This is a genomic window from Brevundimonas sp. GW821-FHT12E07 (assembly GCF_058807035.1).
Map to the genome: position 1 here is coordinate 683417 of NZ_JBXAQH010000002.1, position 12578 is coordinate 695994.

Genomic DNA, 12578 nt, shown 5'->3' on the forward strand with positions numbered 1-12578 from the left:
ACCATGACCACCCTGACCCTCGGTTCCGCCCATCTCACCCTGCCCCAGCTCCGTGCTGTCCTCGACGGGCCGGTGACTGTCGAACTGACCGCGGACGCCTGGACCTGTGTCGAGAAGAGCGCCGCGACCGTCGCCGCCATCGTCGCCGAGGGCCGCACCGTCTATGGCGTCAACACGGGCTTCGGCCTGCTGGCCAACACCTCGATCGCCCCCGGCGATCTGGAGACCCTGCAGCGCAATCTGGTGCTGAGCCACGCCTGCGGCGTGGGCGCCCTGCTGCCGGATGCGGTGACGCGGCTGATGATGGTGCTCAAGATCGCGTCCCTGTCGCGCGGCGCCTCGGGCATCCGGCGCGAGACGCTGGAGACCCTGATCGCCTTGGTGAACGCCGACGTCCTGCCGTGCGTGCCGTCCAAGGGTTCGGTCGGCGCTTCGGGCGACCTCGCCCCGCTGGCCCATATGTCCTGCGTCCTGATCGGCGTCGGCGAGGCGCGGCATGAGGACAAGACGTTGGACGCCGAGGCGGCGCTGGCCGTCGCGAGCCGCACGGCCCTGACGCTGGGCCCCAAGGAGGGTCTGGCCCTGCTGAACGGCACCCAGTGCTCCACGGCCCTGGCGCTGGCCGGCCTGTTCGCCGCCGAGGCCGTCTATGCCGCCGGGATCGCCGCCGGCGCCCTGTCGGTCGATGCGCTGAAGGGCTCCGACGCCCCGTTCGACGCCCGGATCCACGCCCTGCGCGGTCAGCCCGGCCAGATCGCCGTCGCCGAACGCCTGCGCGCCCTGATGGCCGGCAGCGCCATCCGCGAAAGCCATCTGGAAGACGACGGCAAGGTGCAGGACCCCTACTCCCTGCGTTGCCAGCCCCAGGTGATGGGCGCCGTCCTCGACGTCCTGACGGCTTCCGCCGCCATGCTGGAGCGCGAGGCCAATGCCGTGACCGACAATCCGCTGGTCTTCATCGAGGACGGCGACGTCATCTCGGGCGGCAATTTCCACGCCGAGCCGGTGGCCTTCGCCGCCGACCAGATCGCCATGGCCCTGTGCGAGATCGGAAACATCTCAGAGCGCCGGACGTCCATCCTCGTCGATCCGAAGATGAGCGAACTGCCGGCGTTCCTCGTGCGCGAGAGCGGGCTGAACTCGGGCTTCATGATCGCCCAGGTCACCGCCGCGGCTCTGGTCGCCGAAAACCGGATGATGAGCCATCCCTGCAGCGTCGACACCGTCCCGACCAGCGCCAATCAGGAAGACCACGTCTCCATGGCCACCCACGGCGCCCGCCGCCTGCTGGAGATGGCCGAGAACGCCGCCACGGTGGTCGGGATCGAACTGCTGGCCGCCGCGCAAGGGATCGAGTTCCACCGTCCCCTGAAGAGCTCGGCGCCGCTGGAGGAGGTCTTCGCCATCGTCCGCGAGGCCGCCGCCGAATACAGCTCGGACCACTATTTCGCGCCCGATATCGAGCGGGCCACGGACGGGGTGCGGGCGGGACGGTACAGGCCTTTCGCCTCGGCGCTTCTTCCGTCAGCCTGAGGCCATGCGCCACTCGATTCAGATCGCCATCGCCCTGACTCTCATGGGCTGTCACGCGCCGGAGGCCCGCAAGGGTCCTCGATTGTCCGTGTCAGGTCCGCCTGAGCGATTGCAGGCGTTCGAACAGGCGGCGCGAGCCTGTGGCCTGACCGACATCACCCGTGAAACGACGAACGGCGTGGCAACAGTCTCGGCGCATGCCCCGACAGGTGGGACCACAGAATATCAGTGTGGCATCCGTTGGCTGAGCGCCCATCCGGAGGCCTTCGCAGCCAATCCTTCCGGTCCCGTAGCCCCGACCATCGCCACGCCGGAACACTGACGGGCGACTTCAGGTCTAGCCCTGCAAGGGCGCCCGCTTCAGCGCCGCCAGATTGGCCGAGCCGGTGGCGAAACAGACGGTGCGGAGCTGACGGATGACGGTCTGGAAGTGGGCGATCACGGCCTCGGTCGAGATGGTGGCGGCGGCGAGCACATTGGCCGCCTGACCCACGACGTCGGCGCCCAGACGGATGGCCTTGGCCGTGTCGACGCCGTCGCGGACACCCCCTGAGCCGATGATCAGCGCGCCAGGACAGGCGGCGCGGGCCTCGGCGATGGCGCGGGCGGTGGGGATGCCCCAGTCGGCGAAGGCGGCGGCGTGGATCTTGTCGGCCATGTCGGTGGCGCGCTCGCCCTCGATCAGGGCCCAGTTGGCGCCGCCGGCGCCCGCGATGTCGATGGCCGCCGCGCCCATGTCGATCAGGCGCCGCGCGGTCGCGGCGGACAGGCCGGCGCCCGTCTCCTTGACCACGACGGGCGCGTCCAGCTTGCGGATCAGGGCCTCCAAGGCCGCGCCCACGCCCCACCAGTCGCGGTCGCCCTCGGGCTGGCAGGCCTCCTGCAGCGGGTTCAGATGCACGATCAGGGCGTCGGCGCCGATCATGGCCATGGCCCGCCGCGCCTCATCGACGCCGAAGCCGCGCGTCAGCTGGGCCGCGCCTATATTGGCCAGGATGGGGGTGTCGGGTGCGCGGTCGCGCAGGGAGGCGTCCAGACCGCCGGTCCCGCCCTCGCCTTCCAGCGCCGCGCGCTGGGAGCCGACGGCGAGGGCGATACCCAGATGCTGGGCGGCCTCGGCCAGACGGGCGTTGATGGCCTCGGCCCGGGCCGGACCGCCGGTCATGGCGCTGATCAGCAACGGCGCCTTCAGCCGTCGCCCGAGGAAGTCGGCGCCGAGGTCGATCTTGGCATGATCCAGATCCGGCAGGGCCTCATGGACGAAGCGCACCTGATCGAAGCCGGCGTCATTGGCGTGACGGCCCGCGCCGGACAGAACCACGTCGAGGTGCTGGTCTTTTCGGCCGAGAATGGGGCTGTCGTCGCTCATCCCGCCCTTGTACCCGCCTCGACCCTTAAGGGGAACGGACGTAGGATCGCCGGATGGTCCCCCTCTGGTTCACCCTGATCGTGATCGCCGTCTTCCTGGCGATGGAGGGCGTGGCCTGGGCCTCGCACCGATGGATCATGCACGGCTGGGGCTGGGGCTGGCATCAGAGCCACCATGAACCCCGCACCGGCCTGTTCGAGCGAAACGACCTCTATGCCGTGGTCGGGTCGGCAGTCGGCTTCGGCCTGTTTCTGGCGGCGTGGCTGACGAAGTCCTGGGTGCTCTATGCCCTGGCCAGCGGCGTGACCCTGTACGGTCTCGCCTATGCGATCTTCCACGACGGGCTGGTGCATCAGCGCTGGCCGTTCCGCTGGGTCCCGAAGGGCGGCTATCTGCGCCGCCTCATCCAGGCGCACCGGCTGCATCATGCGGTGATGTCGAAGGGCGGCGCCGTGTCCTTCGGCTTCCTGATCGCGCCCGATCCCAAGGCCCTGGCCGCCGAGCTGAAGCGGCTTCGTTCAGAACGTCGGGGCGCCGAACGCCGAAACGCCTAGACCCGCGTCCACATCTCGGGGCGCGGCGGCGGAGTGCGGCCGCGGTCAAGCGCCCGGGTCCAGACGGCGATCAGGACGCTGCGGCCGAACAGCCAGAGCTTCATCGGCTTGCCGACCGAGACGCGATGTTTCCAGACGCCCGGACCGCTGCGGACCACCTTGCGGCCGATCTCGCGATAGACGCCGCGCGCGGCGGCGATGGCCATGGAGGAGCGGAACGGCAGGCCGCGCAGGCCGACGCGGGCGCTGTCGTAATAGGGTTCGGCGACGGCCAGCAGCCGGGCGGTGACGGCGTGGACGGCGGCGCGGTTCTTCGGATCGGCCACGGCCTCGGGCGTCGGCTCCAGCCCCGCCTCGACCAGCCAGTCGGCGGGCAGATAGACCCGGCCGTTCTCCGCATCCTCGACCACGTCGCGCGAGATGTTGGTCAGCTGGAAGGCCAGACCCAGATCCTGGGCGCGGCGCAGGACCTGGGCGTCGAACACCCCCATGACCCGGGCCATCATCACCCCGACGACGCCCGCGACGTGCCAGCAATAGGCCATGACGTCGTCCAGGGTCCGGTACTCGCGATGCTCCACATCCATGGCGAAGCCGTCGAGCAGATCCAACGGCCAGCGCTCCGGCAGATGGTGGCGCAGGGCCACGCGCTGGAAGGCGGCGAAGGTCTGGTCGTCCATCGTCTTGCCGGCAAGGGCCGCGCGGGTCTGGCGATAGAGGCTCTTGAGCCGGCGGCGCTGTTCCTTCTCGGACAGCTCCTCATGGCCGAAGCCGTGGTCCTGACCGTCGATCTCGTCGTCGCAGCGCCGGCACCAGGCGTAGAGGAGCCAGGCGTCCTCGCGCACCGCCGGGTCGAACAGGCGCGAGGCCGAACGGAAGCTCTTCGATCCCTTGACGATCGAGTCTTTCGAGGCGGCGAGGACGGCGTCGGTCATGCGCCTGCTCCAGCGCGCGAGAGGCCCGCCTGTTCCAGCATCAGCCCCGCCGTCGCCTTGGCCGAGCCGACCACGCCCGGAATCCCGGCCCCCGGATGGGTTCCGGCGCCGACGACATAGAGGTTGGGCACCTTGTCATCGCGATTGTGGGTCCGGAACCAGGCGCTCTGGGTCAGGATCGGCTCCAGCGAGAAGGCGCTGCCCAGATGGGCGTTCAGCTCCTCCTTGAAGTCGCCGGGCGTGAAGATGCGGGTCGTGACCAGATCGCGGCGCAGGTTCGGGATGTAGCGCTCTTCGAGGTAGTCGAGGATCTTCTCGCGATAGAGCGGTCCCTGAACGTCCCAGTCGATGTCCGCCGCGCCCAGATGCGGCACCGGCGACAGGACATAGTGACCTGACATCCCTTCGGGCGCCATCGACGGGTCAGTGGCGACGGGCGAGTGCAGATAGAGGGAGAAGTCCTCGGGCAGGTCCGGTCCCTTGAAGATCTCGGCGATCAGCTCGCGGTAGCGCGGGCCGAAACAAATGGTGTGGTGGGCCAGCTGCGGCTGGGGCGTCTTCAGCCCGAAATGCAGCACGAACAGCGACATGGAGAAGCGCTTGGACTTCAGCGACTTCGCCTTGGCGCGGCCGCGCGGGGCGTGGCCCAGAAGCTTGTCATAGGTGTGGACCACATCGGCGTTTGAGGCGACCATGTCAGCGGGCACGACCTCTCCGCCTTCCAGGGTGACGGCGCGGGCGCGGCCGTTCTCCATCTCGATCCGTTCGACCGGAGCGTTGAGGCGAAGATCGCCGCCGAGGTCGGTGAAGAAGCGCGCCAGCCCGGCGATCAGGGCGCCGGTGCCGCCTTTCGCGAACCAGACCCCGCCGCGCCGCTCAAGCGCATGGATCAGGGCGTAGACGCTGGAGGTCTTGAACGGATCGCCGCCGACCAGAAGCGTATGGAAGCTGAAGGCCTGCTGCAGGTGCGGGTCCTTGATGAAGCGGGCGACCATGGCGTGGACGCTGTTCCAGCTCTCCAGCCGGGCCAGTTCGGGCGCCGCCTTGATCATCGACCAGAAGGACTGGAAGGGCACGGCGCCCAGCTTCACATAGCCTTCCTGATAGAGCTCTTCCGAGTAATCGTGGAAGCGGCGGTAGCCCTCGACGTCCTCGGGGTTGAAGGCCCGGATCTGGCGGTCCAGCCCGTCCTGATCGTTGACGTAGTCGAAGGTCGCCCCGTCCTCCCAGCACAGGCGGTAAAAGGGGTTCACCGGCAGGAGCTCGACATAGTCCGACAGCCGGCTGCCGGTCCCTTCGAACAGGTCTTCCAGACAGGCCGGGTCGGTGATGACCGTCGGTCCGGCGTCGAAGGTGAAGCCGTCCTGATGCCAGACGTAGGCGCGGCCGCCGGGCTTGTCGCGCTTCTCCAGCAGGGTGGTGTGGATCCCCGCGCGCTGCAGCCGGATGGCCAGGGCCAGGCCGCCGAAGCCGGCCCCGATGACCACCGCGCGTTTGGCGACGACGTCCCTCATGCGGCCGCTCCCGTCCGGGTCTCACGCAACTGGTGGATGGCTTTGACGACGGGCACAGGCGGTTTTCCCGCGAGAAGACGCACCTTGTCCAGCGCCGTGCTTCGCCCCGCGTAGAAGCGTCGCACGATCCCCTCCGGCAGGCCGTAGAAGCGGCGCAGCACCTTCCACCGTTCGCCGGGCTCGGCCGCGCGGAACAGCATCCGGTCCAGCAGGCGGTAGAAGGCCCGGTCGGCCCAGAGGGACTTTGACCGTTCCTCAGTCGCGGCGCGCAGGGCGGCGGAGGACAGGTCCTGCATCCCGGCGATCATCCGCGCCGTGGCGACGGCGTCTGGCAGGGAATAGCCGGTGGTCGGATGGAACAGAGCCGCGGCCAGTCCGACGCGGGCGACCGGCTCGCCCGCGGCCCAGAAGCCGTCGATGTCGCCGTCCAGAACGATAGGCAGGACGCCCTCCTCCTCCGCCACGACGCACTCCACATCCCAGCCGCGCGATCGGGCATAGGCCTCGATGCGGGCGCGGATCAGGTCGCGGTCCAGCGTCGGGGCGTCGGCGTAATAGGTATCCTCGACCAGCACCGTCGTCGCATCGAACGGCAGGAGGTAGACAAAGCGGTAGGCGTCCCCCTGCCAGACGGTGGCGTCCATGATGGTGGGCCGCGTCAGGCCGTGGGGTTGGGCCAGCTTCAGCGTCTGGCCGAGGAAGACCTGCCAGCCGAGGTCGAGGTGCGGGGTCGCGGTCGGCCCCCGCGCGTCGATGACGCCGGTCGCGGTCAAGGTTTGGCCGTCGGACAGGGTGACGCGGTCCAAGGCGATCTCGACCGCGTCGCCGGAGATGAGCCGGTCGCCCAGCAGGGGCGCGACGGCGGCGTGAAGCCGCTCCGAGGTCAGGCTGTTGTAGGGCGTCCGGAGACTGCGGCTCAGGCCGTGGAAGAAGACGTCATAGCCGGCATCCCAGCGGTGGGCGGTCGCGGGCCTGAGCCAGTCGCGGTCAGCCTCGGAGACGTCGCCGTCGAAGAAGGACCAGGTGTGGCGACCGCCGATCCGGCCCTCGCGCTCGACCACCGCCACGCGCAGGTCGGGCCGGTCGAGCGCCAGTCGCCAGGCGATCAGCCCGGCCGCCAGCCCGCCGCCGACGAGGATCAGGTCGTGGTCCGTCCGTGCATCCATGCCGCACGCTAGCACGGCTGCGCGATCAGGGGCGCAACAGTCCCGTGAACAGGGGCCGGACGAAGGTCATCGACGCCCAGTCCGGATCGATGGCCGCAGGATACTGCTTGCCCTTGATCCAGCGCGGCAGGTCGGCGGCGGCGTTGACGGCCCCGGTGATCAGCTGGGCCGCCACGGCCGGGTCGATGCGCCGGACGGAGCCGTCGGCGATGCCGTCCGACACCTCCCCCGCGAAATGCTTGGACAGCCGGTCCATGGCGGCCAGCAGGTCGCCGCGGATGCCGCCGGGGGCGGCGGCCAGGGCCATATACTGAAGCAGCGGCCCGTTCGGGCTGAGCTGGAACCGGGCCAGGGCGTCGGTGACCGAGGTGATCCGGTCCCAGCCGGTGTCGCCGACGACCGCCTTCTGGGCCCCGCGCACGATGGTGAAGCTGCGCTCGAAACAGCTGGCGACCAGATCATCCTTGGTGTCGTTATGGTGGTAGAAGGAGCCCTTGGTCACGTTCAGCTTGGCCGCGATCCGGTCGACCGAGGCGCCGTGATAGCCCTGGTCGTTGACCAGTTGGGTCACGGCCTTGAGGTAGCTGGCCTGCGAGATTTCGCCCTCCACCGGGGGATCGGGATCGACGGCGGGCCCGTCGGCGCCGCGCCAGACGACGCCCGCTTCCGCAAGTCCATCCAGGATCAGGGCCGCCATCCGCTTGGCGACCCGCGGATAGTCGTCCGGGTCATAGCGTCGCAGCCAGGTCCGGGCCCACAGGATCTGGGAGAAGAACAGATGGGTCCGGGCGTTCTCCTCCAGCCGGTCGAACGGCGAACCCGCCTCGGGCCGCAGCAGGGCGCGGATGGCCCGGAACAGGTCGTTGAAGGCCTCCTTGACCGTCGTCACCTGCGGTCCGGTCAGGGCGCGGATGTCGTAGAAATTGATCGGCTCGGGCCGGCGGTGGGTGGCGATATCAGCCAGGACCTCGAAATAGGCGTCGATGAAGGCTGTGACCCGCGCCTCGGGCGTATTGCCCGGATTTGGGGCGGCCTGCGCCGTCTCCACCAGGCCGCTCAGCAGATCGATGGTCCGCAGCAGGCAGGCCGCCGCCAGGTCTTCCTTGCGCCGATAGTAGTACGTCACGCTGGTGGTGATCAGGCCGACGGCTTCCGCGACATCGGCCAGGGTCGCGCCCTTCAGCCCCTTGCGATTGAACAGCCGCGCCGCCGCATTGAGGATCGCGTCGCGCTTGGCCTCATAGCGCTCGGTCTGGCGGGTAGCGGTTCGGGTCATTCAGGTCTTGATTAGAAGATTGAGTATGGCGCACGGTCCAGCCTATACCGGGTTTGCGCGTTTGGCTTGAGATTTCCGTTACGGAAACATCGACTTGTGAACGCGTCCAGTCAGAGTCGCAACAGGCGACCGTACCGAGGAACGCCATGACCGCAGCGGTCGCCGAAACCAAAGCCCCCGCCTGGCCCGCCATGTCGTTGGCCCAGGCCCACGCCGCCCTGACCCAGCCCGGCTCGCCGTTCGAGATCGACACGATCGAAATCGACGGCCGCCCGACGAAGATCTGGAAGAACGGCCCGCCGACCCTGATGCACACCTTCATGGCCGGGCGGATGCACGGCGAGCGCACCTTCATCGTCTATGAGGGCGAGCGGGTCAGTTTCGAGGCCGTCGCCCGGGCCAGCCTGGCCTTGGCCGCCGACCTTCAGGCCCGTGGCGTTCAGAAGGGCGATCGCGTCGCCATCGCCATGCGCAACCTGCCGGAATGGCCGGTCGCCTTCTTCGCCGCGTCACTGATCGGGGCGATCGTGGTGCCGCTGAACGCCTGGTGGAGCGGGGCCGAGCTGGCTTTCGGCCTGCGGGACTCGGGCTCGAAGGTCGCCATCTTCGACATCGAACGTCTGGCCCGGATCGCGGATCATCGCGACGCCCTGCCCGATCTGGAGCAGGTGCTGGTCAGCCGCGGCGATCCCGGCAGCGCCGACGCCCGCATCACCCTGCTGGAGAGCATCATCGGCCCGTCCGCCGACTGGGCCGCCCTGCCGCCCGGCCAGATGCCCGCCGTCGCGCTGGATCCCGAGGACCTGTCGGCCATCTTCTACACCTCGGGCACGACCGGTAAGCCCAAGGGGGCGCTGGCCACCCACCGCAACGCCGGGACCGGCCTCATGGCCGGGCTGTTTTCCTACAGCCGCGCCTTCGTGCGCCGGGGCGAGGCGCCGCCCCAGCCCGATCCGACCGCGCCGCAGAAGGCAGGGCTGGTCTCCATCCCCTTCTTCCACACCACCGGCTGCAACGCCCTGCTGCTGCCCGCCCTGATCAATGGCCAGAAGCTGGTCTGCCAGCGCCGCTTCGATGCGGCCGAGGGGCTGATGCTGATCGAGCGGGAGAAGATCAACATGATCGGCGGCGTGCCGGCCGTGGCGATCCAGATCCTCCAGCATCCCGACCGCGCCAGATACGACCTGTCCTCGCTGGAGACCGTCACCTATGGCGGAGCGGCGGCGCCGACGGCGCTCGTGGGCGAGATCGCGCGCGAGACCACCGGCCTCCCCGGCTCCGGCTGGGGCATGACCGAGACCTCGGCGACCCACACCCACCACATCGGCGAGGATTATCTGAACCGCCCCGACAGCTGCGGCCCGGCCTTGCCGGTCAGCGACCTGCGCGTCATCGACGCGGACGGGAACGACCTGCCGGTCGGCGAGGTCGGCGAGCTGCTGGCCTATGGCCCCAATGTGGTGAAGGGCTACTGGAACCGGCCGGACGCCACGGCCGAGACCTTCGTCGACGGCTGGGTCCATACCGGCGACCTGGCGCGGCTGGACGAGGAAGGCTTCTGCTTCATCGTCGACCGCAAGAAGGACATCATCATCCGCGGCGGCGAGAACATCTACTGTCAGGAGGTCGAGGACATCCTGTTCGAACACCCCGCCGTCGCCGAGGCCGCCCTGATCGCCCGCCCGCATCCGGTGCTGGGCGAGGAGCCGGTGGCGGTGGTGTCGCTGGCGCCCGGCCAGTCCGTCGCGCCGGAGGCCCTGCGCGCCCTGGCCGCCGAACGCCTCGCCGCCTTCAAGGTCCCCGTGACCGTCTTCATCCTGCCCCACGCCCTGCCCCGCAACGCGGCCGGCAAGATCGTGAAGGCGGACGTCAAAGCCCTCGTCCTGACGGAGCCCGCCGCGTGAACCTGGACTACTCCCCCGAAGATCTCGCCTTCCGCGACGAGGTCCGCGCCTTCATCGCCGCAGAGTATCCGGCCGAACTGCGCGCCAAGCAGGACGCGGGCGCCGAGCTGGACGATCAGGACTTCCTGTCCTGGCACCGGATTCTCGCCAGACGCGGCTGGAGCGCCCCGGCCTGGCCGGTTGAATACGGCGGCCCGGGCCTGACCCAGACCCAGCGGTTCCTGATGTCCGAGGAGATGGCGGCCGCCGACACGGTGCCGATCCTGCCGTTCGGCATCAATATGGTCGGGCCGGTGATCTATACCTTCGGCACGCCCGAGCAGAAGGCGCGCTGGCTGCCGCCGACCCTCGCGGGCGACATCTGGTGGTGTCAGGGCTATTCCGAGCCGGGCGCCGGCTCCGATCTCGCCAGCCTGAAGACGCGCGCCGTCCGGGATGGCGACCACTATGTGGTCAACGGCCAGAAGACCTGGACGACGCTGGCCCAATTCGCCGACTGGGGCTTCTTCCTCGTTCGCACTGATCCGGACGCCAAGCAGCAGGCGGGCATCAGCTTCCTGCTGATCGACATGAAGAGCCCGGGCATCACGGTCAGGCCCATCATCACCCTGGACGGCTCGCACGAGGTCAATGAGGTGTGGCTGGAGGATGTGCGCGTCCCGGTCGAGAACCGTATCTTCAAGGAGAACGAGGGCTGGACCTGCGCCAAATTCCTGCTTGCCCACGAACGCACCGGCATCGCGGGCGTCGCCCGCGCCAAGCGCGGTCTGGAGAAACTGAGGAAGGTCGCGGCCAGCGAAGGCGTGCTGGACGACCCGATCTTCGAGGCCGAGCTGGCGGATCTCGAGATCGACCTGCTGGCGCTGGAATACAGCGAGTTGCGCACCCTGGCCCGCGAGAGCGCCGGCAAGGGGCCGGGGCCGGAATCGTCCCTGCTCAAGATCAAGGGCACGGAGATCCAGCAGCGGCTGACCGAGATGACGGTTCAGGCCCTCGGCTCCTACGCCCTGCCCGACGCGCGGGGGCTGGGCAATGTCGGCCCGGTGGGGCCCGACTACGCCGGCCGCGCCGCGCCGACCTATTTCAACATGCGCAAGGTCTCGATCTTCGGCGGCTCGAACGAGATCCAGCGCAACATCATCGCCAAGATGGTTCTGGGGCTCTGAGATGAATTTCGACCTGAGCGAAGAGCAGTCGCTGCTCAACGATTCCGTCTCCGGCTTCCTCAAGACCCGCTACGACTTCGAGGCGCGCAAGAAGATCGTCGCCTCCGAGGCGGGCTGGAGCCCGGAAATCTGGCAGGCCCTGGCCGAGGAGCTGGGCGTCGTCGGCGTGATGGCGCCCGAGGCGGCGGGCGGTCTGGACGGCGGTCCGGTGGAAGCCATGGTGCTGATGGAGGCCATGGGCCGGGCCCTGGTGGTCGAGCCCTTCCTCGAGACGGCCCTGACCAGCGTATCCCTGCTCAAGCGGGCGGGCGGCGCCCGGGCCGACGCTCTGCTGGAGGAAATCGTCGCCGGGACCGCCATCGTCGCCTTCGCGCACGGAGAGGCGAAGGGCCGCCATGAGCTGCTGTCGGTCGCCACCACGGCCACGCCCGACGGCGACGGCTGGAAGCTGACGGGCTCGAAGGCCGTCGTCTCGGCCGCGCCCTGGGCCACCCATCTGATCGTCAGCGCCCGCACCGCCGGGACCGACCCGCGCGATCCGGCGGGGCTCAGCCTGTTCCTGATCGAGGTCGCGACGGCAGGCAGCGGCCTGTCGGTGCGCGGCTATCCGACCGTCGACGAGCGCCACGCCGCCGAGATCGATCTGGAAGGCCTGACCCTGCCGGCCGACGCCCTGCTGGGTTCGGTCAACGAAGCCCATGACGCCCTGATCGCCCCGGTCATGGACGAGGCGGTCGCCGCCCTCTGCTCCGAGGCCGTCGGGGTGCTGCGCGAACTGCACGGCCAGACCTTGGACTATGCCCGCCAGCGCAAGCAATTCGGGCGGGCGATCGGGGAGTTCCAGGTGCTGCAGCACCGGCTGGTCGATATGTTTATCGCCGTCGAACAGGCGGTGTCCCTGACCCTGATGGCGACGCTGAAGCTGGACGCCCCTGCCCCCGACCGCGCCCGCGCCGTCTCCGCCGCCAAGGTGGGCGTGGCCAAGGCGCTGAAGTTCGTGTCCCAGAATGCGGTCCAGACCCATGGCGGCATCGGCATGACGGACGAGCTGGCGCTGAGCCACTACTTCCGCCGCGCCACGGCCCTGATGATCGAGCTGGGCAGCCCGCAGGCGCACTTGAAGCGGTTCATCAGCCTCGCGGCCTGAACCAGACTCAATCC

General features: G+C 69.2%; 10 protein-coding genes. 5 read left to right on the forward strand and 5 right to left on the reverse strand.

Annotated elements, in window-relative coordinates:
- Positions 1-3 precede the first annotated feature (3 nt).
- Positions 4-1533, forward strand: a complete 1530-nt coding sequence (hutH, locus tag AC1ROD_RS11545) for a histidine ammonia-lyase (RefSeq protein ID WP_492948382.1) — start codon at positions 4-6, stop codon at positions 1531-1533.
- Positions 1534-1870: 337 nt separating this feature from the next.
- Here hutH and fni read toward each other — a convergent pair whose 3' ends face one another.
- The gene (gene fni / locus AC1ROD_RS11550) at positions 1871-2902 is read right to left on the reverse strand and encodes a type 2 isopentenyl-diphosphate Delta-isomerase (RefSeq protein ID WP_492948383.1); all 1032 of its coding nucleotides are present in this window, start codon (positions 2900-2902) and stop codon (positions 1871-1873) included.
- A 53-nt stretch (positions 2903-2955) separates the two neighbouring features.
- Here fni and AC1ROD_RS11555 point away from each other — a divergent pair, with 53 nt between their 5' ends.
- Entirely contained in the window at positions 2956-3456 is a 501-nt protein-coding gene (locus AC1ROD_RS11555; RefSeq protein WP_492948384.1) for a sterol desaturase family protein, read from the forward strand.
- Here AC1ROD_RS11555 and AC1ROD_RS11560 read toward each other — a convergent pair.
- The 4 genes from AC1ROD_RS11560 to AC1ROD_RS11575 are packed head-to-tail and all read right to left on the reverse strand — an operon-like array spanning position 3453 to position 8347.
- A complete protein-coding gene (locus AC1ROD_RS11560) occupies positions 3453-4391 on the reverse strand; it encodes a phytoene/squalene synthase family protein (protein ID WP_492948385.1) in 939 nt (312 codons plus the stop codon). The two genes, AC1ROD_RS11555 and AC1ROD_RS11560, sit on opposite strands and share 4 nt — an antisense overlap.
- Positions 4388-5905, reverse strand: coding sequence for a phytoene desaturase (locus AC1ROD_RS11565; protein ID WP_492948386.1), 1518 nt, complete (start codon positions 5903-5905; stop codon positions 4388-4390). The genes AC1ROD_RS11560 and AC1ROD_RS11565 overlap by 4 nt, the downstream gene beginning before the upstream one ends.
- Positions 5902-7071 (reverse strand): lycopene beta-cyclase CrtY, encoded by a 1170-nt coding sequence (gene crtY, locus AC1ROD_RS11570; protein ID WP_492948387.1) that lies wholly within the window; start codon positions 7069-7071, stop codon positions 5902-5904. The genes AC1ROD_RS11565 and crtY overlap by 4 nt, the downstream gene beginning before the upstream one ends.
- A 25-nt stretch (positions 7072-7096) precedes the next feature.
- Positions 7097-8347: a TetR/AcrR family transcriptional regulator gene (locus AC1ROD_RS11575; RefSeq protein WP_492948388.1), complete on the reverse strand. Its 1251-nt coding sequence runs from the start codon at positions 8345-8347 to the stop codon at positions 7097-7099.
- Positions 8348-8493: 146 nt separating this feature from the next.
- Between AC1ROD_RS11575 and AC1ROD_RS11580 the strand changes: the two genes are divergently transcribed.
- From AC1ROD_RS11580 to AC1ROD_RS11590, 3 genes are read left to right on the forward strand one after another with little or no spacing between them, the layout of a single operon-like run.
- Positions 8494-10251: a class I adenylate-forming enzyme family protein gene (locus tag AC1ROD_RS11580; RefSeq protein WP_492948389.1), complete on the forward strand. Its 1758-nt coding sequence runs from the start codon at positions 8494-8496 to the stop codon at positions 10249-10251.
- Positions 10248-11417 carry an acyl-CoA dehydrogenase family protein gene (locus AC1ROD_RS11585; protein ID WP_492948390.1) on the forward strand — a complete coding sequence of 390 codons (1170 nt, stop codon included), beginning with the start codon at positions 10248-10250 and terminating at the stop codon, positions 11415-11417. The genes AC1ROD_RS11580 and AC1ROD_RS11585 overlap by 4 nt, the downstream gene beginning before the upstream one ends.
- Position 11418: 1 nt before the next feature.
- Positions 11419-12564 carry an acyl-CoA dehydrogenase family protein gene (locus AC1ROD_RS11590; RefSeq protein ID WP_492948391.1) on the forward strand — a complete coding sequence of 382 codons (1146 nt, stop codon included), beginning with the start codon at positions 11419-11421 and terminating at the stop codon, positions 12562-12564.
- The last annotated feature ends 14 nt before the right edge of the window (positions 12565-12578 follow it).

Coding starts and splice junctions, on each gene's coding strand:
- AC1ROD_RS11590 (WP_492948391.1), top strand. CDS start 11,419: ATGAATTTCGACCTGAGCGAAGAGCAGTCGCTGCTCAACGATTCCGTC.
- hutH (WP_492948382.1), top strand. CDS start 4: ATGACCACCCTGACCCTCGGTTCCGCCCATCTCACCCTGCCCCAGCTC.
- AC1ROD_RS11560 (WP_492948385.1), bottom strand. CDS start 4,391: ATGACCGACGCCGTCCTCGCCGCCTCGAAAGACTCGATCGTCAAGGGA.
- AC1ROD_RS11555 (WP_492948384.1), top strand. CDS start 2,956: ATGGTCCCCCTCTGGTTCACCCTGATCGTGATCGCCGTCTTCCTGGCG.
- crtY (WP_492948387.1), bottom strand. CDS start 7,071: ATGGATGCACGGACGGACCACGACCTGATCCTCGTCGGCGGCGGGCTG.
- fni (WP_492948383.1), bottom strand. CDS start 2,902: ATGAGCGACGACAGCCCCATTCTCGGCCGAAAAGACCAGCACCTCGAC.
- AC1ROD_RS11580 (WP_492948389.1), top strand. CDS start 8,494: ATGACCGCAGCGGTCGCCGAAACCAAAGCCCCCGCCTGGCCCGCCATG.
- AC1ROD_RS11575 (WP_492948388.1), bottom strand. CDS start 8,347: ATGACCCGAACCGCTACCCGCCAGACCGAGCGCTATGAGGCCAAGCGC.
- AC1ROD_RS11565 (WP_492948386.1), bottom strand. CDS start 5,905: ATGAGGGACGTCGTCGCCAAACGCGCGGTGGTCATCGGGGCCGGCTTC.